The 25,025-nt window shown below is 67.2% G+C and carries 16 protein-coding genes; 13 read left to right on the top strand and 3 right to left on the bottom strand.

The annotated features are described in order from the left end of the window. Positions 1–19 precede the first annotated feature (19 nt). The 3 genes from THITH_RS08195 to THITH_RS08185 form a co-directional block, all read right to left on the bottom strand. Positions 20–1,492 carry an AAA family ATPase gene (locus tag THITH_RS08195; RefSeq protein WP_232222277.1) on the bottom strand — a complete coding sequence of 491 codons (1,473 nt, stop codon included), beginning with the start codon at positions 1,490–1,492 and terminating at the stop codon, positions 20–22. Between the two features lie 172 nt (positions 1,493–1,664). After that, on the bottom strand, positions 1,665–3,830 hold the full coding sequence (pbpC, locus tag THITH_RS08190) for a penicillin-binding protein 1C (RefSeq protein ID WP_006747559.1): 2,166 nt from the start codon (positions 3,828–3,830) through the stop codon (positions 1,665–1,667). A gap of 17 nt (positions 3,831–3,847) precedes the next feature. After that, on the bottom strand, positions 3,848–9,061 hold the full coding sequence (locus tag THITH_RS08185; protein WP_006747560.1) for an alpha-2-macroglobulin family protein: 5,214 nt from the start codon (positions 9,059–9,061) through the stop codon (positions 3,848–3,850). 318 nt (positions 9,062–9,379) lie between these two features. Here THITH_RS08185 and THITH_RS08180 point away from each other — a divergent pair, with 318 nt between their 5' ends. The 13 genes from THITH_RS08180 (at position 9,380) to THITH_RS08120 (ending at position 24,969) form a co-directional block, all read left to right on the top strand. Further along, positions 9,380–10,570 (top strand): hypothetical protein, encoded by a 1,191-nt coding sequence (locus THITH_RS08180; protein ID WP_006747561.1) that lies wholly within the window; start codon positions 9,380–9,382, stop codon positions 10,568–10,570. Further along, on the top strand, positions 10,567–11,550 hold the full coding sequence (locus THITH_RS08175; RefSeq protein WP_006747562.1) for an ankyrin repeat domain-containing protein: 984 nt from the start codon (positions 10,567–10,569) through the stop codon (positions 11,548–11,550). The genes THITH_RS08180 and THITH_RS08175 overlap by 4 nt, the downstream gene beginning before the upstream one ends. 124 nt (positions 11,551–11,674) lie before the next feature. Further along, a complete protein-coding gene (nosR, locus tag THITH_RS08170) occupies positions 11,675–13,924 on the top strand; it encodes a transcriptional regulator NosR (RefSeq protein WP_006747563.1) in 2,250 nt (749 codons plus the stop codon). Further along, positions 13,917–15,245, top strand: coding sequence for a nitrous oxide reductase family maturation protein NosD (locus tag THITH_RS08165; RefSeq protein ID WP_006747564.1), 1,329 nt, complete (start codon positions 13,917–13,919; stop codon positions 15,243–15,245). Before nosR ends, THITH_RS08165 begins: the two co-directional genes overlap by 8 nt. Next, entirely contained in the window at positions 15,242–16,162 is a 921-nt protein-coding gene (locus THITH_RS08160) for an ABC transporter ATP-binding protein (RefSeq protein WP_006747565.1), read from the top strand. The genes THITH_RS08165 and THITH_RS08160 overlap by 4 nt, the downstream gene beginning before the upstream one ends. After that, positions 16,162–16,992, top strand: a complete 831-nt coding sequence (locus THITH_RS08155; protein ID WP_025367400.1) for an ABC transporter permease — start codon at positions 16,162–16,164, stop codon at positions 16,990–16,992. The genes THITH_RS08160 and THITH_RS08155 overlap by 1 nt, the downstream gene beginning before the upstream one ends. Before the next feature lie 195 nt (positions 16,993–17,187). Further along, entirely contained in the window at positions 17,188–19,083 is a 1,896-nt protein-coding gene (nosZ, locus tag THITH_RS08150) for a TAT-dependent nitrous-oxide reductase (RefSeq protein ID WP_006747567.1), read from the top strand. Positions 19,084–19,142: 59 nt separating this feature from the next. After that, on the top strand, positions 19,143–19,712 hold the full coding sequence (locus THITH_RS08145; RefSeq protein ID WP_006747568.1) for a nitrous oxide reductase accessory protein NosL: 570 nt from the start codon (positions 19,143–19,145) through the stop codon (positions 19,710–19,712). A 265-nt stretch (positions 19,713–19,977) separates the two neighbouring features. After that, a complete protein-coding gene (locus THITH_RS08140; protein WP_006747569.1) occupies positions 19,978–20,430 on the top strand; it encodes a c-type cytochrome in 453 nt (150 codons plus the stop codon). 15 nt (positions 20,431–20,445) lie between these two features. Continuing rightward, a complete protein-coding gene (locus THITH_RS08135; RefSeq protein WP_006747570.1) occupies positions 20,446–21,792 on the top strand; it encodes a cbb3-type cytochrome c oxidase subunit I in 1,347 nt (448 codons plus the stop codon). A 9-nt stretch (positions 21,793–21,801) separates the two neighbouring features. After that, positions 21,802–22,620: a CbbQ/NirQ/NorQ/GpvN family protein gene (locus THITH_RS08130; RefSeq protein WP_006747571.1), complete on the top strand. Its 819-nt coding sequence runs from the start codon at positions 21,802–21,804 to the stop codon at positions 22,618–22,620. Between the two features lie 5 nt (positions 22,621–22,625). Continuing rightward, positions 22,626–24,560: a nitric oxide reductase activation protein NorD gene (locus THITH_RS08125; protein ID WP_006747572.1), complete on the top strand. Its 1,935-nt coding sequence runs from the start codon at positions 22,626–22,628 to the stop codon at positions 24,558–24,560. Between the two features lie 229 nt (positions 24,561–24,789). Next, positions 24,790–24,969, top strand: a complete 180-nt coding sequence (locus THITH_RS08120) for a hypothetical protein (RefSeq protein WP_232222295.1) — start codon at positions 24,790–24,792, stop codon at positions 24,967–24,969. Positions 24,970–25,025 lie beyond the last annotated feature (56 nt).

The following is a 25,025-nucleotide window of genomic DNA, read 5'->3' as shown; positions in this document are numbered from 1 at the left end:
TGCCCTGCCGGTATCCCGCTCAGGGCGACCCCTTGGGCGATGCCGGCGTGGCCCGATCCTGAGACCAGGCCCGGAGCTGCTTGATCTGTTCGGACATCGTGCGCGAGAGGGGCACGATTCGCGCTGCGCTCCACAGCATGTCCCGCTCGTTGAACGGGCGGTTCTCCTCCCAGGCGTGCACGACCGCGGCCTTGATGGCCTGCTCGATCTCTGCGCCGCTCCAGCTCTTGGTGAGCGCCGCCAGCGTATTGAGGTTGAATCTCGCGGGGTCGGAGCCAGCCGCCCGCAGCAGGATCTCGATGATTCCCGTGCGCTCTTCCGCCGTCGGCAGATCCAGGAAGAACAGTTGGTCGAAGCGCCCCTTGCGGATCACCTCCGCCGGCAGCAGTTCGATCCGGTTGGCAGTGGCCACCACGAACACCCCGGCTGGTTTCTCCTGCATCCAGGTCAGGAAACTCGAGAAGATGTTGGGGTTGTTCCCGCGACGGGACTCCGAGTCGTAGCCGAAGGCATTCTCCATTTCGTCGATCCAGAGGACCAGCGGTGCGATCTCCTCGGCCACTCTCAGCGCATGGTCGAACGCATACTCGGGCGACCCGAACGCACCCGACAACACGAGGTTCATGTCCAGGCGCACCAGCGGCAGGGTCCAGGCGCTGGCGATCACTTTCGCCGCCATGCTCTTCCCGCATCCGCTGACGCCCATGAACAGGATCCCCGACGGCGGCGTCACGCGGGTCTCCGGGTGGCTGCCGGTGAAGAACGGTTTTCGGGTGAGCACCCATTCCTTCAGGTTCTGCAGCCCTCCGACATGGGCGATATCGACGGTATCGGGGATGTACTTCAGGCAGGCCTCGCGCATCAGCATTGCCGCTTTCTCCGTGCGAATCTCGGCCAATGCCTCCTCGCCTGCCAGTTTCTTCTCTGCCACCAACCGCCGCAGCAGGTGGCGTATTTCGCTGCGCATCATGCCTCTGAACGAAGTCGTGATCTGTTCGAGCCAAGCCCCTGGACTGGGGGCAGCCCCCACGCGTTCGAGCACCCGTTGCACCTCTTCCCGAATCTCGTCTTCGTCGGGGGGGCCGAGTTCCACCGTGAACAGTTGCCGGGACAGCGGTTCCGGAATCTGCCAGCCCGGTGAGGAGAGAAACACGCAGGACTTGCTGCCAGCCAGCGATTGGTAGAGATCGCGAAGCCCGCGCACCAATTCGGGACGCCCCTCGAACAACAGCGGAAAATCCTTCAGCAGGTAGAACGCTTCTCGTGGGCCGCGCAGGATTTCGCGCAATGCCTGGCCTGGATCCCGTCCCGATCCGCTCTCCGTGCCTTGTTCCAGAAAGCCGTGGGTGAGGCTCCAGACGATCACCGGGCGCGAATCCCCGAAACGGCCGGCGGAAAGCCGCTGCAGCATCTGTTCCAGGCGATCTTCTTCAAGACAGCGTACGTAAATCAGCGGATGGCCGCCGTTCAAGGCCTTTTCGATACGGGTCATCACAGCGTTCATCGCCTTGCTCCAAGCGGGCCGATACCAAGGGGGGCATGGGTCGCTGGGCGCTTGCGGCACGCCAAGCCGACACAGTGGCGCCTAGCTTGCCATGTTTTCGAAGCCCCATGCAGTGCCGACCGATGCCGAAAAGCGGAAACTCCATCGGGTCGAATCGGAGTCACCAGGCCAGCCCTTCGGCATCCGGGTCCTCCACCTGAACCGAAGCTCCACGGCCTTTCGACTCCGGCTGCGCTGGGTCGCGCTCGGCGATCCGCAGGTGGATGCGCACGGTGGCGGCCCGGCCCCGTGCATCCAGCGCCGTTACCCGGTATTCGCCGGGCCGCTCGGGGCGCCAGAGGTGCTGCCGCCCGCGGGCCGCGATCCCGGTCGGTCGGCCGTCCACCAGCCAGCTCAGAGGGGGCTGGCCGCCGCGCAGGTCGAGCAGGATCTCCGGCCGGGCCGGGTTCCAGGCCAGTGTCGCGGCATCCGCAGGGAACGCGAACCGGGGCCCTGGCGTCGCAACCGCGGAGCCGCGTTCGCGCAATTCCAACCGCTGCCAGTGTGGAGGCAGGCCCTCGGCCCGCGCCAGAAGGGTGCCTTCGGGAGGCGCCCCAGGCCAGCGCGGATCGGCATCGGGCAATAACGCGAAGGCATCGAGCAGCAGAGGCACCGCGGCGCTCAGCCCGGTCAGGCCCGGGGTGTAGCCCCCGTCCGGGCGACCGACCCAGATGACCACGGTGTAGGCGCCGTCGACGCCCGCGGCCCAGGCGTCGCGATACCCGAACGAAGTCCCGGTCTTCAACGCGATCGAACGCCGGTCGCTCCAGTGGCCGTCGGGGCGTGCGGTATCCAGCAGGATGCGCGCCACCTGCCAGGCGGCTGGGGCGGACAGCAGCGGGGCTTTGCCGGGAACGCCGCCCGCGGCCGATACCTGCGGTCGCAAGCCGACTCCCTGCTGGCCGATGGCGCCGTACAACGCGGCAATGTCCCGCATGTCCAGCCCGATCCCGCCCAGTCCCACGGCGAGCCCCGGCGGGCGTGTTCCCGGCATCGCCACGCTGCCCCCCAGTTCGCGCAGGGCGGCCAGCAGGCGATCCGTACCCACGCGCTCGAGCACGCGCGCCGCGGGAATGTTCCGCGACTGCCGCAACGCCTCGGCCAGCGTCATCTCCCCCTGCTCGAGGCGATCGAAGTTGCGTGGGGACCAGGCCTTCAGCGGTTCGGCGCGATCGACGACCAGGGTCTGGGGATGTGCGATGCCGAGGTCGAACGCGAGCCCGTAGATCAAGGGTTTCAACAGCGATCCAGGAGAACGCAGCGCACTGACCATGTCGACCTGCCCGGGAAAGTCCTGCCCGAAGTAATCCCCCGACCCTACCCAGGCACGTACCTGCCCCGTCGCGTGTTCCACGACCAGTGCCGCGCTGGTTTGCCCTGGCGCCAGCTGCATTTGTTCCCGGGCCAGCCTGCGTTCCAGTCGTTGCTGCAGTTCCGCGTCGAGGAAAGTCGCCACCCGTCCCCGGCCATCGGCATGGCCACGCAGACGGTCGCCCAGATGGGGCGCGTGGCGCGGGGCCGGACGCCGCGACTCGGGCACCGGCGCCCGAGTCGCGGCCTGCAGGGAAGGCGCGTCGATCCGGTCGTCGGCGGCCCAGGCTCGAAGCAGTCGGTCGCGCGCTGCCGCGGCCTGCTGCGGATGGCGGTCGGGCCGGCGCGCCTCCGGCGCCTGCGGCAACGCGATCAGCAACGCGGTCTCCTCCAGGGTCAGGAAGCCCGGCGCCTTGCCGAAATAGAACAGGCTCGCGGCCGGCAGGCCTTGCAGATTGCCGCCGTATGGCGCCAGCGTGAGGTACAGCGCCAGGATTTCGTCCTTGCTCAGACGCCGTTCGATCTGCCAGGCGCGGAACATCTCGATCAATTTGCTGGAAACGCGCCGCGGGCGGGGCTCGAGCAGGCGTACCAACTGCATCGACAGTGTCGACCCGCCCGATACCACCCTGCCCTGCCATACGGCCTGGGCCGCAGCCCGGGCCAGTGCCAGTGAGTCGACGCCGGGGTGCCGGAAAAAGCGCTGATCCTCGACCGAGGTCAGGAGCTCGATGAAGCGCGGATCGATCTCCTCGAGGTTTACCGGCAGCCGCCAGTAGCCATCCGGGGTGGTGTACAGGCGCAGCAAGCGGCCGTCGTCGGCAAGTATCTGCACCGAGTATTCGAGCGCCGCATCGGTCGCCGGCGCCCATAGCCGGTCGAGGGCCGCCAGCGCGCCAGCGGTCGCCAGCAGCAGGATGGCCGCAGCCGCGAGCAAGCGCGAAGCGGAACGCCACCGCGATCGCTGGCGGGGCATATCGGCGTCCGCCCGATTCAGGGACGCGCCCGGACGTGCAGCCACCCGCTTGCGCCACGCCCCTGCAGGTAGGGCTTGTACATGTCCTCGACGAAACTCGGGCCCATCTGGTAGCCCCCTGGAGTCACGGCTCGTGCGATATATGCCACCCTGAAGTGGCGCGCCGTATCCGGCTCCAGATCGAGCGCGGCGACGAAGCGATCGTCCAGCGCATCACTGTACAGCGTCGGGCTGACCTCGCCGAGCCAGTCCAGCCCGTCGAGCGCACGGCTTCCCTCCAGGCCGGGCGAATCCGCTTCCAGACCGGCCGGAATCGGATCCGCGATCAGCAACTGAAGCCGCCGGTATTCGTCGACCGCGCGGCCCACCGCCTCCCCTTCGAGCACGACCACCAGCACCGCACCCTGTTCGACCGAGTCGCGGCCGAGCGCCTTGCCGTCGAGCGTGAAGATCTGGCGTTCGATGCGCAGTCCCTCGGCCTTGACCGGCGGCGGCTGTTCCGGATGTCCGCTCGCCAACAGCGCGTACCACAGCGGGTCGCCGGAGCGATTGTGCAGCGTCAGCCCTTCGCGCAGGGCGGCGGAATCGGGCCGCAGAATCAGCGGACCCTCGATCGCCTGGTGGTGGTATTGATCGAGGGTCAGATCGAGGGCGCGCTCGCCCCCGGACACGACCGCCGCCGCCCGGGTCAGCGCCGCCTGTTCCTGGGTCGACAGCCAGCGTTCCTCGGAAAAGGCGCTCGCCAGTGCCTCGGCGTATGCCCCCGGATCCAGCATGTCGGGCGCATGCGCCGCCGCGAGGCGCAACACGTCCGCCCGGTCGCGCAGCGCCGAGCCGTAGTCGGCCAGGTCCGCGCCACGCGGCAGACGATCCGCGAGCGCGAACGCTTTCTGCGCCCGGACCCGGTCTCCCTCCAGCGCCAGTGCCGCCCCCAGGTGCCCGGCGGCCAGGCCGCTGGGCAGGCGTTCGCCCACCACGTCGAGCAGGTAACGCGCGGTCTCGGAGCGTGCCGCGCCGTTGCGCGCCAACACGTAGAGCCCGTAGCTCTGTGCCGCCATCCGGCGGGCGTCGCGAGTCTCGGGCAGTTCCACCAGCGCGCGCAGCCAGTGCAGGCCGCGTTCCCAGGCGAAGTCCGGCACCTCGACCCCGTGGCGGCGGGCCTCCCCGAGAAACTCGAGCGCGTACACCGAGGCCCAGTCGTCCGGATCCCCCGGCCCGCCCCAGAGCGTGAACCCGCCGTGGTCGAGCTGCATCTCCAGGATCCGGCTCACCGCCTGGGCCAGGCGTTGCGGATCCGGCGCCTGTGCGTCGGCGTCTGGCAGCAAGGCAGGCCAGTCCAGCAGCGGGAACGCGGCACTGGTCACCTGTTCCAGGCAGCCGTAGGGATACCGGTCGAGCTGATGCACCAGGCCGGCGACATCCCATTGCGGCCGGGAATCGAGCGTGAGTTGCGCCGATAATGTCTTGGGGATCAGCCCAGCCACCGCGGCACCGCCCAGCAGCCGCGTGCCATCGGCCTCCAGCCGTCCGGCCACGCGGATGTCCTGGCGCGCGAACGCTGGGCGTACCGCAAGCTCCAGCCGCCGTTCGACGGAAACCCCTTCGGGCCCTTCCAGTTCCAGCAGCAATTCCCCGTGACCGATACGTTCGCCCTGCAGCGGCAGCGTGATCACCGCCCGCTGGCCCCAATCCAGTGCAAGCACCCGGCTGCCGTCCAGGTCTGCCAGTGCATTGCGCTGCCGCCAGCGCAGCCGATAGGATCCTTCCGGTCCATCCGCGTTGAACAGCGTCACCGTCGCGGTACTCCGGTCTCCCTGCGCCAGGAATCGCGGCAGCGCGGCCTGCACGACCACCGGGTCGCGCACGGTCACCGGACGGCTCGCGTGTCCCATGCGCCGGGACGACCACGCGACCGCATTCAGGCGCACACGCCCCTCGAATTCCGGGAGATCGAAACGCACGATGGCCCGGCCCTCGGCGTCCAGTTCGACCACCCCGGAGAACAGCGACAGCATCGTGACCGGGGGTTCCAGCGAGGCGTCCGGCTCGAAGGCGCCCGCTCCGGTGCCGATTCGCCCGTGCTGGCCAGCACGGCCGTCGAGCAGCCGGCCGTAGAGATCGCGGATATCCAGCCCGAGCCGGCGTTGTCCGAAGAAATGCTCGAGGGGCCGTGGCGGTGGGTGGCGGGTCAACTGGAGCAGTCCATCGTCGACGGCCGCCAGCGTCAGGAACACCGCCTCGCCGTCTCGGTGGTCCGGGATCTCCACGCCGACCTCCAGCGTTTGCAGCGCCCGCAGCCGCTCGGGCGCATCCAGGTTCACTGCAAGCGTAGCCGGGTCGGGATCCAGGCCGAGCCAGGCGACGCCGATCGCCCGCCGCGGCCCGAGCCCGGCTTGGACATCCTCGGGCCGGAACGCCGTGACCAGCGCGTAGGCACCTGCGCCCCAGTCGGCGTCCACCGGAACCTGCAGCAGTCCCCGCCCCTGTTCGATCCAGAAAGGCAGGACTTCCAGCACCCGATCACTCGCGATCACGACCTGTCCGGGTCCGTCGAAGTTGCCCTCGATCGACAGCACGGCCTCGCTGCCGGGCCGATAGGCCGGGCGGTCATGCTGGACCTGAAGCCGATCCGGGGGATCGTCGGGTCCGGGCGCACCGCCCCAGCCCAACTGAACCCGCGCGCTGGCCCTGGCTTCGGTTTCGGGATCGTGCAGATCCAGACGATACCGGCCCCAGTCGAGCGCGAAGGTCAGCTCCGCCGGTTCGCGATCGGTCACGTCGAGTCGACCCTGTCCCCGGTCCCGCTCGCGGATCTCGCGCCGGTACTGCCAGCGGCCGTATTCCTGGTACCACTGGTAATGCACCTGTTCCTCGACCAGCCGGTATTCGAGTCCTGCGGCGTGCCGGGTTTCGCCGCGCGCGTTCACCGCGACGATCTCGAAACGCGCCTGCGCCCCCTCGTTCAGCAGCACATGGCCCTCCGGTCCCGGATCCCCGGGCACGCGCAGGCCGAGCAGCGGCACGCCGGTATCGACCAGCCGGGTCGCCGTCGCGGTCACGACCCGCCCATCGACGTCGAGCACTTCGCTGCGCAGTTCCGCCCGAAGCGGAGCCTGTGGTTCCGGCAGACGGTCGATCGACAGCGCCAGGCGCGCGCGCCCGCTGGCATCGGTCCGGGCGTCCTGAAGGGGCAATACCACCGCGGTTCCGTCACCGCCGAGCGGTCCGAAGCGGAACCCGGGGAAGGCATCGAACGGATTCGGGTCGACCGCCACGCGGGCTTCCGAGCGCACCTCCAGATCGGCCGCAGGGGCACCGAACAGGTAGTCGGCCTGCAGCTCCAGTTCGATGGGCTGCTTCACCGGCAGCGGCGTATCGGGCAGCAGATCGAAGCGGGCCTCGAGCCGAGGCGGGAGGATCGCCTGCACCTGGAACGTGGTCTGGCCCACCGGAGCCGCGTCGGGGTCGACGTGGGCCAGCAGTGTCCATCGCCCGGTGTGTGCGGCAGCGGGCAGGCGCAGCGTGCGGGCCAGCCCGCCGGCGGCTTCCGGGCGAACGACTTCCTCCCAGATCAGGGTGTCGTCGGGGCTTAACAGCCGCAGCGTCAGCGGCACTGGTGCTGCGGCGCGCCCGGAATCGTCGCGCAGCAGCAGCCCCATGTGCACCGCTTCCCCGGGGCGGTAGACCCCACGCTCGGTGTGCAGATAGGCGTCCAGCGGACCGGGATGCGCGCGGCCGCCGACGCCGCGATCGCTCAGGTCGAACGGGCTACGGCTGACATCGAGGAAGTTGAAATCGCCGTCGTCGTGCAGCGCGAACAGCAGCACCGGCTCGCGCCCTCCCTGCCCGCGCAGCAGGTCGCCGGAGAACTGCGCGAAGCCGCGCCGGTCGGTCCGGGTTTCGGCAAGCCGTGTGTTGTTGCGCGCCAGCAGCTGCAGGCGCACGTTGCTGCGCGGACGCGCGTCGCCCAGCCCGCGCACCCCGACAGTCAGGCCGTCGCGCCCCTGGTAGGTGGTGATCCCCAGGTCCGAAACCACGAGCCACTGACTCGCACGCGGCGGTCCGGGGTATCCATCATTGTCATCCGGTGGTACCCGCGCGGTCACCACATAGATGCCGGGATGCGCCTGCAGATCGTCGGCCAGCGGCAGCAGGACACGCTGTTCGCGATTCGGCTCGACCGTCCATTCGCCTGGTCCGCTCCAGACCCGAGCGCCGAGTTCGTCGGCGATTCGGGATTCGCTCCAGGCGCTCAGATCGGTGCCGAAAAGCTCGCGCACCTGCGGCGCCAGCAGGTTGCGTTCGTCAATGCGGTACAGCGCCAGTTCCGCCTCGTGCACGTTGACCGCGTGCAGCGGCACGCCGGTGCTGCCGCGGGGCAGCACATAGAGGTGGCTCTGGAAACGCAGCGAGGCGCTGCGCGGCCCCACGCGAACCCGCTCCTGGCGAGTGGTGCGCAACGAACGGCCCTCGGTGTCGGTCAGGCCTTCCAGCACCATTACCTGGTAGTCGCGATCGAACTCGCCGCCATCGATGCAGATTTCGTCGGTATCCGCTTGTCGGAAGCGAGCCGGCACCCGCGGCTGGGTGCGGATGAAGTCCTGGTAGCGGCGTTCGGCGGGCGCGGGCATCGCCTGGTTGAAGCGCAGGCAAAGGCTGGGTTCCTCGCCCTCGTCGCGGACCTCGATCGCCTCCAGTCGCAGCGCCCGCGCCTGGCGCTGATCCTCGGTCAGCCGGGCGATCTCGGCCTCGAGCTGCGGATCGCTGCCATAGCGGCTCGCCGCGCGGTACACCGCCAGCGCGTCGGCGTTGTCGAACCGCCAGTCCTGCACCGCAGCGCTGCCCAGCAGCCGCAGAGCCTGGAATCGCTCCGGGTCGCTCCGAGCGACCGTGTACGCCCGGTAGGCCGCGCCCACGGCTTCCCGCCAGTTACGGGCGCAATGCGCGTTCTGCGCCTGCGCCTGCCAGACCGCGAAGCCCGAGTCCCGCCGCAGCACCAATCTGCGCAGGGTCAATGCCTGCCGGCATTCGCCGACACCGGACAGGATCGAGGCCGTTTCGGTCAATTGCTGGCGTGCAGCGGCATCGAGCGCCGGGGGCTCCCCGGCTTCCAGTGCCTGCCGGTACGCATCGGCCGCCTGCACCAGGGCCTGCGGCAGTTCCTGCGCCGACACGGGGAAAGCCGGGAGCAGCACGGCCAGGACCATCACCAATCGGCGCAACCACGGCATTTCGCACCTCGAATCCCGGCACCCGCCGGGTCAGCATGAACGATCCGGCCGGCACCCGGAAACCGTGGTGGCATGCCACGTCCCTGTCCCTGCCCGCTACGCCCGACCAGCGTCGCCCGTGCAGACCTTGCCGTCAACTCCAGACCGTTGCCGGCCGAAATTCGGGAACGGCACCCCGGGCGGTTCGGGCCGCTGCGGGAAGATTACAAATCCTGGGCATTGGTGTGGCTTTCGCCAGCGTGTTGCCCTAGAGTCCGGCGGCAGGGGCATAGTTGCAGACACCCGGGCCACCTGAGCCACGGGTCCCAGGAGAGTCAGGTGCCAGAAAAGCGAACGGCGGCAGGACCGCCCAGGGCAAGACGGCCACAGACCCGCGCCGGCCGGGCTGCTGGTCCGCGCGGTAGCGGCGTCGTCGGCTGGCTCCTGGCGCTGGCGCTGCTGGCTGTTGCCGGCGGCTCCCAGGCCGATACCCCGGCATTGGTACTGCCCGACACCGGGGCATCGCTGCTGCCGGAGTTCGACCAGTGCCGGTTTCTGGCCGGAGGCGTCGGGAGCGAACGGCCGCAACCACTGGACGCAAAACGGCTGGAGGCCCTGTTCGAACTCCTGGAGCAAACCGGTATCGGCGCGATGGTCGCCGCCCACCTGCGCCGCTATCGTTTGGAAGGAACGGGCCCGGGCGTGGCATCACTCGAGTTTTTCGAGGTCGCCCGCGAAGGCGGCCCGGCCGCCGCGTATTTCGAGACAGGGCAGCTGCACCTGAACGCGTCGCTCCTCGCCGGACTCGATGCCGCCGACCGGGAGGCCCGCAACCGCAGCTACACCGCCGCCAGCTTTCTTGTGCACGAGGGCATCCATGCGATCGCCCACCACCTGTACCTGACTGGGCGGTTCCCGATCTACCGCTCGGACACCAAGGTCAACGAGGCCCTCGCGTATTTCGTTCAGGGGCTCTACCTCGACGCGGTGCGCGAACGTGAGCCGGATTACCGCGAGGTCGAGGCGGTGCCGGCCTGGGATGCCTGCACCACGCAGATCGTTCGCATTCTTACCCGGCTGGGCGTGACCCGCGACACCCCGCTGGACGACGTCTACGACCTGCTGGCGGAGATGCAGCTGGAGGCCGACGACACCACGGCCGTGCGGGTGGCGCGTCTCTGGCAGTACTATCAGTTCATCGTGGACAGCGACGAAACCAGCCGGCTCTGGGCGCTGGCCGAATCCGACCCCCGTCCGCTGGCCGTCGTCCGGTCGTTGACCCGGATGATCGCCGCGGACGTAGAACGTCGACACTGCAACTTCGACCGGACCTTCGAATTCATGACCAACCGGATCATTCTCTACGCGCATTACCCCGATACGCCGCCCGGCGTCCCGGGGTGCCAGTACTTCGTCGATTTCGTGGAGGCGCTGCGAGAGGACGACGAAACCTCCGTGGTTCTGCGCGAGCAGATCGATCGCTGGCTGCAGGAACGGGAGCGCGAGGCCTCCCGCAGGGCCGACCCATGATCCCTGCTGCGCGGGTGTTTGCAATCGGTCTCGGGCTGACCCTTTTCTGGGGTGCCGCCGGCCCCTCGTTCGCTTCCGGATCCGAGTCGACGCTGCGGGATCTGGAAGAGATGGTGCGCGACTGGCGCAGCTGGTTCGGATTCCGGGACGAAGACCCGGACGCCGTAGCGGTACCGCTACGCGCGGCGGTCGCACGCGGCGATCCCGCCCTGGTATACCGCCTGCTGAACATGGGCGCCGATCCCAACGGCACGCCCGGTGACCGTGACACGCCCTTGGAGGTTGCGATCTGGTACGGGCATGCCGACGTCGCCCAGCTGCTGCTCGACCAGGGCGCGGACCCTACCCTCGCGTCCGGAAACTTCGGAGCCACGCCGCTGCACCTCGCGGTGCGCAAGGGCGACGAAACCATCGCCCGCCTGCTGCTCGACCACGGCGCCGAGGTCGATGTGGCCGCGCCGCGGCGAATCGGTATGCCGTTCGACCGGCTGGGCGACCGTCCGTTGCACGAAGCCGCGGCGGCGGGTGACGTGGCGCTGACCGAACTGCTGATTGACCGAAGCGCGGATCCGAACCAGGGCAACAGTGCGGGTCTGACCCCGCTGCACCATGCCGCTGCCGCCGGACACCTAAAGGTGGTCGAAACGCTGCTGGCGCATGGTGCCGATCTCGAACGTCGAAGCCGCATCGGGGCCACTCCGCTGCACTGGGCGGTAGTCCAGGGACAAGACGAGACCGTGGCCCTGCTTCTTGATCGGGGCGCCGAAGCCAACACCCGCGCGCGCAACGGCAGCACCCCGCTCCATGGCGCCGTCTCCCGCGGCCAAGTGGCACTGGTCACGCTGCTGCTCGATCACGGCGCCGACGCCACGGTCCAGGGGCAGTCCGACGAGACGCCTCTCGCGATCGCCCGCCGGCTGGGTCACCTGGAACTCGTGCCCCTGTTACAGTCCGCAGCGGATCCCTTGCCCACCGAGTAGCCCTGGCCGCGACCTGCTGGGCAATTGAGTCCGGCGGCCAGCCCTGAGCTCGCTTGACCTACCTCAAGGCCCGAACCCTGGGCACTGCGGTATAGGTGATCGGGAACACGGCATGGGAAGGCTCATGGCTGCATACCGAAGCGCGCTGTCCTGGCCCCTGATAAGCCTGCTGCTGATCGTTGCCGGGTCCATCGGTCTCACATCGCCGCCGGCGGCCTGGGGAGCGGATCCGGCGGCCACGGTTTCCGCCGGCGCAACGCCTGAACTGCTGCAGGGGCACCCCCATCGCGCACAGATCCTGAGACTGTTTCCAGCCGCCGACCGGCTGGGCCCACCGGAGGGTGAACCACCCTCGGCCGCGGTAATGCGGGGTGACGACCTGCTGGGCTTTCTGCTGTACACCGATGACGTTGCCCCGATCGCTGCGTATTCGGGAAAGCCCGTAAACCACCTGGTAGGGCTCGACCTGAGCGGCAACATTACGGGGGCCTTCGTGATCGAGCACCACGAGCCCATTCTGCTGGCCGGCATCCCGGAGCGGCGTCTGCACGAGTTCGTGGCCCAGTACGCCGGCAATCGGATACTGGATCCAATGCGGGTCGGCGCAATGTCCCGGCCCGGTTACGTGATGCTGGACGGCGTGACCGGCGCGACCGTGACGGTCCTGGTACAGAACGAGACGATTCTACGGTCGGGCCGGGCGGTGGCGATTGCCCGGGGCCTCGTGGATCCGGATCCGGACGCGGACCTGCCGCCAGCCAGGGTGCGCATGGAGGTCTTCGAAGCAGCGGACTGGGACTCGCTGCTCGACGAGGGATCCGTCGGAAATCTCCTTGTTACGCGCGGCGAGGCGGACGACGCTTTCGTCGGAACCCCTGCCGAGGGTGTGGGCACCGCTCCGGCAGACGAACGCGACCAGACCTTCATCGACCTGTACTATGCGTATCTGAACCCGCCGACGATCGGCCGGAACCTGCTTGGCGAACGCCAGTACGACTGGCTGACCGACGAGCTGGACGAGGGCGAGCACGCAGTGCTGATCATGGCCAATGGCCGTTACTCGTTCCGCGGTCACGGGTTTGTGCGTGGCGGAATCTTCGACCGCTTCCAGTTGGTGCAGGACGATCGCGGCATCACCTTCCGGGATCTCGACCACCACCGCCCCACCGCGCTGGTGGCCGACGGCATGCCGTCATTCGGCGAGACAGCGATCTTCATCGTTCGGGCCGAGCACGAGTTCGACCCGGGACGGCCCTGGCAAGCGGAGTTGCTGATCGTCCGCCAGGTCGGCGCGCTGCTCAGCGAGTACGTCGTCTTCGCCGGCGACTACCGGCTGCCCGATGCCTACCTGGACCGTCCCGAGCCTCCCGTCGCCGTGCAGGACCGCGCGGATCTGCCGATGTGGGTGATCATCTGGCACGAGCGCAGCTTCCACATCGCCGTCCTCGGGGGCTCGCTGCTGCTGCTGACGCTGATTCTGTTCTTCCAGGACTGGCTGGTGCGCCGCCCCCGGCTGCTGTCCTGGCTGCGCACGACGTTCCTGATCTACACGCTGGTCTTCATCGGCTGGTATACGCTGGCGCAGCTCTCGGTGGTGAACGTGCTCACCTTCACCAATGCGGTGATCGGCGACTTCCGCTGGGAAACCTTCCTGATGGACCCGATGCTGTTCATCCTGTGGAGCTTCGTCGCGGTCACGCTGTTGCTCTGGGGCCGCGGCGTCTACTGCGGCTGGCTGTGCCCGTTCGGCGCGCTGCAGGAACTCGTGGGCAAGGTCGCGAATTTCTTCAAGCTGCCGCAGTTCAACTTCCCGCCGGTGGTGCACGACCGGCTCTGGTCGCTGAAGTACATCATCCTGCTGGTGCTGTTCGGGGTTTCCTTGCAGTCGATGGCACAGGCCGAGTGGCTGTCCGAGGTGGAACCCTTCAAGACCGCGATCGTGCTCCACTTCCAGCGCGAATGGGGCTACGTGTTCTATGCCGGTGTGCTGGTCGTGATCTCGGCTTTCAACCACAAATTCTACTGCAAGTATCTGTGCGCACTCGGTGCCGCGCTCGCGATCGGCGGGCGGCTGCGCCAGTTCGAGTGGCTGCGCCGGCGCAAGGAGTGCGGGCGCCCGTGCCAGATCTGCGCGAACGAGTGCGAGGTGCAGGCGATCAAGCCGACCGGCGAAATCAACCTGAACGAATGCCACTACTGCATGGACTGCCAGGTCACCTATTACAACGACCGGAAATGCCCGCCGGTGGTCGACAAGCGCAAGCGCCGCGAACGCGTGCCGGTGGCCGAGCAGGCGGTCAGGCGCATCGAGGCCGGGATGGCCGGCAAGGGTGACCGGGAGAAGCCGGCGGCTGAGGGAACGACGAGTGCGTGACATCCGGTCCAGTGGTCACTTCGCAGCGCGGGCCCGCCGGTATTGGACGATTGCGCTGCTTCTCTTGCTACTCCCACTGCTCGCGGGTGCCCGCGCCGACACCCCCCCTCCCCTGCAGGCTTTGATCGACGCCGCCCAACCCGGTGCCACGGTCACCGTGCCGGCAGGAACCCACCGGGGCGGGTTGGTGATTGACCGGTCGCTGACGCTGGCCGGTGAGCCCGGGGCCGTGCTCGACGGCCAGGGCGAAGGCGACATCGTCCGCGTGGGCGCTGCCGACGTGACCATCCGCGGCCTGACACTGAAGAACTCCGGCGAAAACCTGACCGTGATGAACGCCGGCATCCATGCCGACCGGGGATCGCACAACCTGCGGGTCGAGGAGAACGTGATGGAGAACGTGCTTTTCGGCGTCTGGGTCTGGCATTCGGAGAACGCGCGGATCCGCGGCAATACGATCCGCGGCAAGCCGCATCTGCAATCGCAGGACCGCGGCGACGGCATCCGCCTGTTCAACGTGACCGGCGGGACGTTCGCGAACAACGACATCCGCGACGCCCGCGACGGCGTCTACGTCGATACCAGCCGCGACCTCGAGTTCATCGGCAACCGCTTCCGCGACATGCGCTTCGGTATCCATTACATGTATGCGCATGACGGACGCATCATCGACAACCACACCACCGCGACGCGCAGCGGGCTCGCGCTGATGTCGTCGCGCCAGCTCGAGGTCACGGGCAACCGTTCGGTGAACGACCTGAACTACGGCATCCTGCTGAACTTCGTGACCGACAGCGTGATCACCGGCAACGTCGTCACCGGCGTGCGCGGCTGGGCGGGCGGCAGTCAGGTCGAGCACGGCGTGGTGCTGGGCGTCGAGGGCAAGGCCTTCTTCGTCTACAACTCGTACTACAACCTGATCCGCGACAACGCATTCGCGGACAGCGACGTCGGCATTCACCTGACCGCCGGATCCGAGGAGAACGCGATTTACGGCAACGCCTTCGTTCGCAACCGTACCCAGGTGATGTACGTCAGCACCCGGCAGCAGGAGTGGTCTCACCAAGGCCGTGGCAACTACTGGAGTGACTACCTCGGCTGGGACCTGAACGGCGACGGCATCGGCGACCAGCCCTACGAACCCAACGACATGGTCGACAAGCTGCTGTGGCGCTACCCGATGGCCAAGCTGCTGATGAACAGTCCGGCGGTCGCGACGCTGCGCTGGGCGCAGCAGCAGTTCCCGATTCTGCGTCCGTCCGGAGTGCGCGACAGCCACCCGCTGATGCGTCCGCCGGGGATTGCCGGGGGGGCGGCATGAGTGCGATTCGCGCGGTCGAGCTCCGGGGTGTGACCCGCCGGTACGGCCGCCTTGCGGCACTGGAGGGTGTGAACTGGTCGTTGCGCGAGGGCGAGGTCGTCGGGCTACTCGGCCATAACGGTGCCGGCAAGACCACGGCGATGAAACTGATTCTGGGCGTCGCCGAGCCGTCGGCGGGCGAAATCCTGGTGTATGGCAGGCCGCCGATCGGGCGCCATGCCCATTCATTGCGCCGCCGGCTCGGCTACCTGCCCGAGAACGTTTCGTTCTACCCGCAGATGACCGGCCGCGAAGTGCTCCGCTATTTCGCGCGGTTGAAGGGCGAGGCACCGGCGCAATGCGACGCGCTGCTCGAACGCGTGGGCCTGAACGCCGCAGCGAAGCGCCGGGTCGGCACGTACTCCAAGGGTATGCGCCAGCGCCTCGGGCTCGCGCAGGCGTTGCTCGGAACACCGCGGCTGCTGCTGTTCGATGAACCCACCGTCGGTCTCGATCCGATCGCGACCCGCGATTTCTATCGCACCGTGGATGATCTCCGGCGCCAGGGCACCACGATCGTGCTCTGCTCGCACGTGCTGCCCGGAATCGAGCCGCATATCGACCGTGCCGCGATCCTGCGCGAGGGTCGGCTGCTCGCCTACGGCACGATCGAGGAACTGCGCATGCAGGCGGCACTGCCACTGCGTATTCGGGTGCGTGGCTCCTGGCGCCAGCCCGAGGTGGAGGGGGCGCTGGCGGGGTTGGGCATCACGATCCGCGACGCCGAATCCGGGGATACCGAGCTTTCCGGTCCTCCGGCCGCGAAGATGCGCGCGCTGGAGGCGCTGGTCGCCACCCAAGGTGTCGAGGACATCGACGTGATGCACCCGTCGCTGGAGGCACTGTACGCCCATATCAGCCTTGGGGAGGCCCGATGATGCGTGCCGCGATGATCGTCGCCGGCAAGGAGTTTCGCGATGGGTTGCGCAATCGCTGGGTACTCGCGATCTCGCTGATCTTCGCCGCGCTGGCTGTCGGCATCAGCTACTTCGGCGCCGCCGCGACGGGTGCGGTCGGCTTCACGCCAGTGGCGACCACGGTCGTGAGCCTCGCCAGCCTGGCGGTATTCCTGGTCCCGCTGATCGCGCTGATGCTTGCCTATGACACCGTGGTCGGCGAACGCGAACAGGGCACGCTGCTGCTGCTTCTCACCTACCCGATGAGCCGCGGCACGTTGCTGGCCGGAAAATACCTGGGTCATGCACTGATCATCGCGACCTCGACCGCAATCGGTTTCGGGCTCGCCGGCCTGTTCATTACCGTACTTGCCCAGGACGTCGATCCGGTGGAGCTGTGGCAGGCGTTCAGCTACTTCATCCTCTCGGCGATCCTGCTTGGACTGGTGTTCGTTTCGTTCGCCCATCTGATCAGCGTGACCGTCCGCGAGAAGACCCGCGCCGCCGGCCTCGCGCTCGTCGTCTGGTTCGTGTTCGTGCTGATCTTCGACCTCGCGCTGCTGGGCCTGCTGGTCTCGACCGGCGGGCAGGTTGGGCAGGACGTCTTCCCGTACCTGCTGCTGCTGAATCCGACCGACGTTTTCCGCATGGCGAACCTCGCCGGCTTCGAGGGCGCCCGGGTCCACTCGGGACTGACCGACATCGCCGCGCCCGGACTGTTCAATCCCGCGCTGCTCGCCGGGGTCCTGCTTCTCTGGGCCGCGCTGCCGCTTGCATTGGCGCTCTGGCTCTTCCGTCGCCAGGGTGCCTGAGTACCCCGGCGCCGCTGCACCCAAAAGCGCACATCCGATAATGGCATTTGACCAAGGTCAAGGATGACCGACGCGTCTTCGGCGTAGCGTGGTGCTGTGGGTCCGGCCGCGCTGGGGTTCCGGAAGGCGCTCCGTCACGGGTTCGGGTCACGGTTCATACCAATAATGGCGCGACAAGCGCACCAGGAGGAGACGATGAACGACCACGAAGATCGGGACCGCAAGGGCGGTGTGAGCCGCCGCGGTTTTCTCGGCGCCACCGCTCTGGCGGGTGCGGCAGGGGCAGGACTGACCTCGGGTCTGCTCGGGTTCGGGACCGCGGAGGCCCGAACACGCGGACGCAACGCGGGGCTCGACCACCATGTTCCCCCCGGCGAACTCGACACCTATTACGGCTTCTGGAGTGGAGGCCATTCGGGCGAGATCCGCATTCTCGGCATTCCCTCGCAGCGCGAATTGATGCGCATCCCGGTATTCAACCACGAGAGCGCGACCGGCTGGGGCATGACCAACGAGAGCAAGCGCGTGCTGAATCACAGCCCGCACACCAACGGTGACACCCACCACGTGCACCTGAGCTACGAGAACGGCACCTACGACGGCAAGTACGCGTTCACCAACGACAAGCTGAACACCCGCGTGGCCCGGATCCGGCTGGACATCATGAAGCCGGACAAGGTCACCGAGATTCCCAACGTTGCCGCGATCCACGGCATCAACCCCCAGCGCTGGCCGAAGACCGAGTACCTGTTCTGCAGCGGCGAGATGATCATTCCGCTGCCGAACGACGGCCGCCACCTCGACGAGCCGGAACACTACTGGACATTGATGACCGCGCTCGACGCCGAAACCATGGAAGTGAAGTGGCAGGTCTGGGTCGATGGCAACATGGACAACCTGGTCACCGACTACACCGGCAAGTACCTTGGCGCGACCTGCTACAACTCGGATCGTGGCGTCACGCTGGCCGAGATGATGGGCCCCGAGCGCGACTGGGCGGTATTCTTCAACGTACCCGCGATCGAACAGGCCGTGGCCGAAGGCAATTACACGACCATCGGCGATTCCCCGGTGCCGGTGGTCGATGGCCGCGGCGCCGCCGAGGGCGGCAGCCCGTACACCCTGTACGTTCCCGTGCCGCGCAGCCCGCACGGCCTGAATTCGAGCCCCGACAAGCAGTACGTGATCGCGGCCGGCAAGCTCTCGCCGACGGTGACGATCATGGAATGGGCGAAGATCGACGACTGGTTCGCGGGCAAGCTCGGCGACCCGCGCGACACCGTGCTCGCCGAGCCTGAGATCGGTCTCGGGCCGTTGCATACGACCTTCGACGGCCGCGGGAACGCCTACACCTCGGTGTTCCTCGACAGCCAGGTGGTGAAGTGGAACATCGCCGATGCACTCCGTGCCGCGCGCGGCGAGCAGGTGAACTACATCCGGCAGAAGCTGGATATCCACTACCAGATCGGGCACATCATGGCGAGCATGGCCGAGACCGTCGAAGCCGACGGCAAGTGGCTGGTTGCGCTGAACAAGTTCTCGAAGGACCGTTTCATCCCGGTCGGGCCTCTGCGCCCCGAGAACGAGCAGTTGATCGACATCTCCGGCGAGGAGATGCGACTGGTTCACGACGGCCCGGCGTTCCCCGAACCGCACGATGTGGTGATGGTGCGAGCGGACCTGGTGCGGCCCGCGCGCGTCTGGTCGCGTGACGACCCGTTCTTCGCCGACGCGGCGGAACAGGCGCGCGATGACGGGGTGGACCTCGAACGCGACAACAAGGTCATCTACAACGGCAACAAGGTCCGCGTCTACATGACCAGCCTGGCGCCGAACTTCGGCCTGACCGAGTTCCGCGTGAAACAGGGCAGCGAGGTCACGGTGACGGTGACCAACCTCGATCGCATTGAGGACGTCGCACACGGTTTCGCGCTGGTGAACCACGGCGTGAACATGGAGATCAGCCCACAGCAGACCGCGTCGATCACGTTCGTCGCGAACAAGCCCGGGGTTCACTGGTACTACTGCAGCTGGTTCTGCCATGCGCTGCACATGGAGATGTCCGGGCGCATGCTGGTTGAAGCGGCCTGACTCACGCCGGAATGTCCCCGGCTGCGGCCGGGGGCCTTTTTCACGATGGAGAGTCGATCATGAATCCTTATCGTCGCCGGGCGGTGCAGGCAGTGGGACTGGTCTTCCTCGGTGCCGCGGGCTGCACCGGCGAACCGCAGCAGGCCGGGCCACGGCTAGCCGTCGAGATCAGCCGCGGCGACTTCTGCCATGTCTGCGGCATGACCATCCTCGAATACCCCGGCCCGAAGGGGCAGGCACACGAGCATCGGCGCGAGCGTCCGCTGATGTTCTGTTCGACCTCCGATCTGTTCGCATATCTGTTGCAACCCGAAACCGCGGCGCGGGTGCGCGAAATCTACGTGCAGGATATGGACGGGAGGGATTGGCAGGAACCCGGACCCGGCCCGGAAGGGTTTGTCGATGCGCTAGAAGCCTGGTACGTGGCAGGGCAGGCGCGGATGGGGGCGATGGGTCCGACGCTGGCGTCGTTTTCGACCCGCCAGGCCGCGGAGGCTTTCTCCGGTGAATTCGGTGGGCGCCTGCTGCGCTTCGAGGAGATCGACCTCGAGGTGCTGCGCAACCTTGGCGGAGACACCCTGCGCCGACAGCGCCAGCACCAGCCGAACGGGCATCCATCGGACCATTGATCGGCTTCGCTGCCGGCTCGATGCTGACCGGGACGTAGTAGCCCGTTCGGTACCGGAAGCGGCGCATGCTGCCGCGTCCCTGGCTCGCGCTGCCTCACATGATCCGCCGTTTCTGAACATCCGTGCCCGGGCTTCGCCTTCCCCCTCTTGACCTTGATCAAGGCCGGCACACGCTGCCCCTTGCTACTTTCGCGCCCGGTCCGACCGCATCGCGGATGCGTGGCCCAGGCTTTCGTCCAAGGCCGTATACCAGGGGGAATTCGTCATGATGGAGGGGCTTTCGAGGACTGCGGCGCGAAATATCTTTTTCGGCGGCTCGCTGTTCTTTTTCGTGATTTTCGTCGCGCTGACCGCGCACAGTCATTGGTACATCGTCACCCAGTCGACCGATCACGCGGGTCTGACCGACTCGGTCAAGCACGGCAAGGCGGTGTGGGAGGAGCATTCCTGCATCAACTGCCACACGCTGCTCGGCGAAGGCGCCTATTTCGCCCCCGAACTGGGCAATGTCTGGATTCGTTACGGCGGATTGGAGTCGCCCGAGGGCGCACGCGCCGGTATCAAGACCTGGATGCAGATCCAGCCGACTGGCGTCCCCGGTCGCCGGCAGATGCCCAACTTCAACCTCACCGACGCCGAACTCGATGCCTTGGTCGATTTCTTCGAGTGGATGAGCCGGATCAACACCCAGGGCTGGCCGCCGAACGTGGCCGGTTGAGGAGGAATGGAAGCGATGAAATATCAGACACAAAGGGTTGCCTACCCGTTCTTCGTGATGGCCATGGTGCTGTTCGCCGCCCAGGTGCTGTTCGGCGTAATGGCCGGACTGGTCTACGTGATGCCGGAATTCCTGTCCGAGGCCATGCCGTTCCACATCATGCGCATGAGCCACACCAACCTGCTGATCGTATGGCTGCTGATCGGCTTCTTCGGCGCGACCTATTACCTGCTCCCTGAAGAGACCGAGAACGAGATTCACAACCCGACACTGGCCTATATCCAGCTCGGGATCTTCGTGTTTGCCGGCGCCGCGGCGCTGATCGGCTATCAGTTCGGCATCCACGAGGGCCGGCATTACCTGGAGCAGCCGGTCTGGGTGAAGGTGCTGCTCACCGTCTCGTTCCTGATGTTCCTCTACAACGCCAGCTTCACAGTGCTGAAAGGCCGCAAGACCGCGATCTCGCTGGTATTGCTGCTGGGTCTCTGGCTGGCCGCGATCTTCTGGCTGTTCGCGTTCTACACCCCGGACAACATGTCGCTGGACAAGATGTACTGGTGGTACATCGTGCACATCTGGGTTGAAGGCGTGTGGGAACTGATCATAGCCTCGCTGCTCGGCTTCCTGCTGATCAAGATGACCGGCGTCGACCGCGAGGTGATCGAGAAGTGGCTGTACGTGATCGTCGGCCTGGCGCTGTTCACCGGCCTTCTTGGCACCGGTCACCATTATTACTGGATTGGCACCCCGGGCTACTGGCAGCCGATCGGCGGCTTCTTCTCGGCGCTCGAGGTGCTGCCGTTCTTCGCGATGGTGGTCTTCGCGTTCTACATGTTCTGGCGCGGCCAGCGCAACCATCCGAACCGGGCGGCGATCCTGTGGACCCTGGGCTGCGCGGTGATGGCCTTCTTCGGCGCCGGCGTCTGGGGCTTCATGCATACGCTGTCGTTCATCAACTACTACACCCACGGCACCCAGATCACCGCCGCGCACGGTCATCTCGCCTTCTTCGGCGCCTACGTGATGCTGAACCTGGCGATCATCAGCTACGCGATGCCGCATCTGCGCGGCCAGCAGCCCTACAACCAGGTGCTGAACATGTGGAGCTTCTGGATCATGACCTCGGCGATGGCGTTCATGACCTTCGCGCTGACCTTCGCGGGCGTGGTGCAGACGCACCTGCAGCGGGTGATGGGCATGAACTTCATGGAGGTTCAGGAGCATCTGCATCTGTTCTACGTGTTCCGCCTTGGCGCCGGCATTGCGGTCGTGATCGGCGTGATCCTGTTCCTGTATGCGGTGTTCGGTCCATCGCGCTCGCAAGCATCCGCCAGCGCGGCCCACGCCCCGGCGAGCCCCTGAGCCGCCGGCGTGGTCACCCGCATCGCGACTCGGGCAACCCCGGATGCCGATCCGGACTGGCCCTATTACCGCCCGGTCGGGCGCGAGTGCGAACTGTTCGAACTCGCGTTCCGGCACCGGTTGCCACTGTTGCTGAAAGGTCCGACCGGCTGCGGCAAGACCCGCTTCGTGGCTCATATGGCGGCCCGGCTGGGCCGTCCGCTGCACACGGTCGCCTGCCACGACGACCTGACCGCGGCCGATCTGACCGGGCGCCACCTGCTGCAGGGCGGCGAGACCCGGTGGTCGGACGGCCCGCTGACGCGCGCGGTACGCGAGGGTGGAATCTGTTACCTCGACGAAGTGGTCGAGGCCCGGCGCGACGTGACGGTCGTCATTCACCCGTTGACCGACGACCGTCGGCTCCTGCCGCTGGAACGTACCGGCGAACAACTGCACGCGCCGCCCGGGTTCATGCTGGTGGTTTCCTACAACCCCGGCTATCAGCACGTACTGAAGAACCTGAAGCCGAGCACGCGCCAGCGCTTCGTCAGTATCGAGTTCGACTTCCCGCCACCCGCTGTCGAGGCCGAGGTCCTGGCCGCGGAGAGCGGGCTCTCCGGCGAACGCTGCGCTGCGCTGGTCAACCTCGCCGGGCGCTTGCGCGCGCTGAAGGGCCGTGATCTGGACGAGGGCGTATCCACGCGGTTGCTGATCTACTGCGCGACGCTGGTGCAGGCCGGCATGCCGATCGACGAGGCCGCCCAGTACACCCTGGTGGAGCCGCTGAGCGACGATCCCGACATCCGCGCCGCGTTGCGGGAACTAATTCGAATGACCTTCAGCTGACGATCATGGGGCTGCACTGGCTCGAATTCGAGGAGATCATCGGGCGCCGCTGGCATCGCTGGGCCAGCGATGCCGCCAGCTACCCGCGCTACCCCGAAGCGGCGGTGCCGCTCGATGCGCTGAGGACCACGCTGGGTGTGTGCTTTCGGGCGGCCGGTGGCGCACCCGGTCTGGGCGTCGATGCCGTGCCTCCTCGAGTTTCCGGGCACCGGTTGACCTGGCGCCAGCGCCTCGGGCTCGACGACGAACAACTCATGCTGGCGCGCCGCGACGAGGAAAACCTGTTGCTGCCTCCGGTGATCGACTGGTTCCCGGAGCCGGGGCTCAACCGCGACGCCTATTTCTGGCTCGCGGTGTTCCTCGCCCACCATCCGGAAACGGATGTCCCAAGCGATCCGCTGCAACGCGACCTCCGGCTGCTTCGAGACTCCGCACAGGCCAGCCAGGCCGCCTGCGCAAGCCTGCCCGGTCTGGTGCAGCGGCACCGGCGCCTTTGTGACGCACTGCTGCAACTACGTCCACGACGACCGTTGCCGCCGCTGGAAGCGGCCATCGAAACTGTGATCCGCGCCCTTCTGGGCGCCGACGAGCCAATGGATGAACCGACGGCCACGCTGCTGGAATGCATTCGCTCGCCGCAAGCCCGCCTGCCCGGCTGGCTGGCCCCGAAGGGGTATCGCCCACCGTTGCCGGTGCCGCTTTGGGCCGAAGTCTGGCAGCGGGATCCGTCCGCGCCCAGGGACGCCGATGCCGACGAACGCGCCGCGGACAGCACGGAATCCGAACACGAGGGCACGAAGCGGCGCGCCGAACGCCGACGCCTCGATCAGACCGAGCGCGACGACCCGTTGCTGCTGAACCGCTTCGAGAAGATGCTCGCCTGGGCCGAAATGGTGAACGTGAACCGCCCGGTCGAGGACGACGACCCCGACAGTGCGCGCAAGGCAGCGGATCAACTCGAGCAGCTCACCGTCACCGGCCATCGCCGCGAGGCATCGAACCGGCTGCGCATCGACCTCGACCTCGCGCCCCAGGCGATCGACGAGCAACCGCTGCGCGGTGTTCACACTTACCCGGAATGGCATTACCGCAAGAAACAATACCTGCCCGACCATTGCGTGGTGATCGCCGAACCCTCCGACGAGGAGGGCGAGGACTGGCAACCCGATGCCGCGACGCGACGCCGGATTCGTCGCGTCCGCCAGCAGTTCGAGGTGCTGCGACCACGGCGCGAACTGTTGCGCGCGCAACTGGACGGACCGGACCTGGATACCGATGCCGTCGTCCGCTCGCATTGCGATATTGCCGCGGGTGGTGCCGGATCGGACCGCATCTACCTCTCTCATCACGAGCAGTCGCGCGATCTCGCGGTGGCGATCCTCGTCGATGTCTCGTTATCCACCGAGGCTTGGGTCGAAGACCGGCGCGTGATCGACGTCGAGAAGGAAGCACTGCTGGCCCTGGTCCACGGCCTCGCCGCCTGTGGCGACGATTTCGCGGTATACACGTTCACGTCGCAGCGCCGCCAGCAGGTCTGGGTGCGCGCGGTCAAGCGCTTCGACGAACGCCTCGGTCCCCCCGTGGAACGCCGCGTGCAAGCCCTGAAACCGGGCCACTACACCCGGATGGGACCGGCGATCCGGCACGTGAGTGCCGAGCTGCAGCGCCAACCCGCGCGCCACCGCCTGCTGTTGATGCTGACCGACGGCAAGCCCAACGACATGGACCACTACGAGGGTCGCTACGGCATCGAGGACAGTCACCGTGCCGTGAGCGAAGCCCGGCGCGTCGGGCTGGTCGTGTTCGGCGTCACCGTCGATCAGGAAGCGCAGCAGTACCTGCCGCGCCTGTTCGGCCGCGGCGCCTTCGCGATCGTGCGGCGCCCGGCCGCCCTTCCAGCCGCACTTCCGGCAATCTACCGGCAACTGATCCAGCCATGAGTCTCCGCATCTCACCCGGGGTGTCGATCCCACAGGAACCGATTTCCCGGGGAAACGGCTGCCTGCCATGCCACGCTTCCCTTCGGAAGGCGCGTAAGATCAACAGGCAACTGGTGGCCACGACGTGCGATGCTGATCGACCGGGCCGCCGAGGAAACGTCCATGTCCGCATTTGCGGCAGCTGTCCCCTATGACCCCACGAACCCAAAAAGGAGAAGACGTGGATTCGATGATCGATGCAGTGCTCTCGCGAGAAGTTCTCGCCCTTGCCATTCTGGGATTCCTGGCGTTTTACATCGCTTGTTCGCTGGGGGCCCGCACCCGTTGGCTGACGCTGCGTTCGGTCCTTTGCGGCATGCTGGGAGCGGTCATCGGAACCCTGGTCGGTATCGGTGCTGCCCTGATCTGAACAACCAACCCTGAGAATCCGGGCCGCGGGCAGGTTTCGGTTTCTGCAGGCGACCC

It is taken from the genome of Thioalkalivibrio paradoxus ARh 1 (assembly GCF_000227685.2).
GTDB classification, from domain to species: Bacteria; Pseudomonadota; Gammaproteobacteria; order Ectothiorhodospirales; family Ectothiorhodospiraceae; genus Thioalkalivibrio; species Thioalkalivibrio paradoxus.
This window is presented reverse-complemented; position numbering and strand designations above follow the sequence as displayed.

Bases quoted from the DNA above. Each gene is read 5' to 3' on its own strand.
- THITH_RS08160 (WP_006747565.1), top strand. From the start codon at position 15,242: ATGAGTGCGATTCGCGCGGTCGAGCTCCGGGGTGTGACCCGCCGGTAC.
- pbpC (WP_006747559.1), bottom strand. From the start codon at position 3,830: ATGCCCCGCCAGCGATCGCGGTGGCGTTCCGCTTCGCGCTTGCTCGCG.
- THITH_RS08135 (WP_006747570.1), top strand. From the start codon at position 20,446: ATGAAATATCAGACACAAAGGGTTGCCTACCCGTTCTTCGTGATGGCC.
- THITH_RS08185 (WP_006747560.1), bottom strand. From the start codon at position 9,061: ATGCCGTGGTTGCGCCGATTGGTGATGGTCCTGGCCGTGCTGCTCCCG.
- THITH_RS08145 (WP_006747568.1), top strand. From the start codon at position 19,143: ATGAATCCTTATCGTCGCCGGGCGGTGCAGGCAGTGGGACTGGTCTTC.
- THITH_RS08195 (WP_232222277.1), bottom strand. From the start codon at position 1,492: ATGACCCGTATCGAAAAGGCCTTGAACGGCGGCCATCCGCTGATTTAC.
- THITH_RS08140 (WP_006747569.1), top strand. From the start codon at position 19,978: ATGATGGAGGGGCTTTCGAGGACTGCGGCGCGAAATATCTTTTTCGGC.
- THITH_RS08175 (WP_006747562.1), top strand. From the start codon at position 10,567: ATGATCCCTGCTGCGCGGGTGTTTGCAATCGGTCTCGGGCTGACCCTT.
- THITH_RS08125 (WP_006747572.1), top strand. From the start codon at position 22,626: ATGGGGCTGCACTGGCTCGAATTCGAGGAGATCATCGGGCGCCGCTGG.
- THITH_RS08155 (WP_025367400.1), top strand. From the start codon at position 16,162: ATGCGTGCCGCGATGATCGTCGCCGGCAAGGAGTTTCGCGATGGGTTG.
- nosR (WP_006747563.1), top strand. From the start codon at position 11,675: ATGGCTGCATACCGAAGCGCGCTGTCCTGGCCCCTGATAAGCCTGCTG.
- THITH_RS08120 (WP_232222295.1), top strand. From the start codon at position 24,790: ATGATCGATGCAGTGCTCTCGCGAGAAGTTCTCGCCCTTGCCATTCTG.
- nosZ (WP_006747567.1), top strand. From the start codon at position 17,188: ATGAACGACCACGAAGATCGGGACCGCAAGGGCGGTGTGAGCCGCCGC.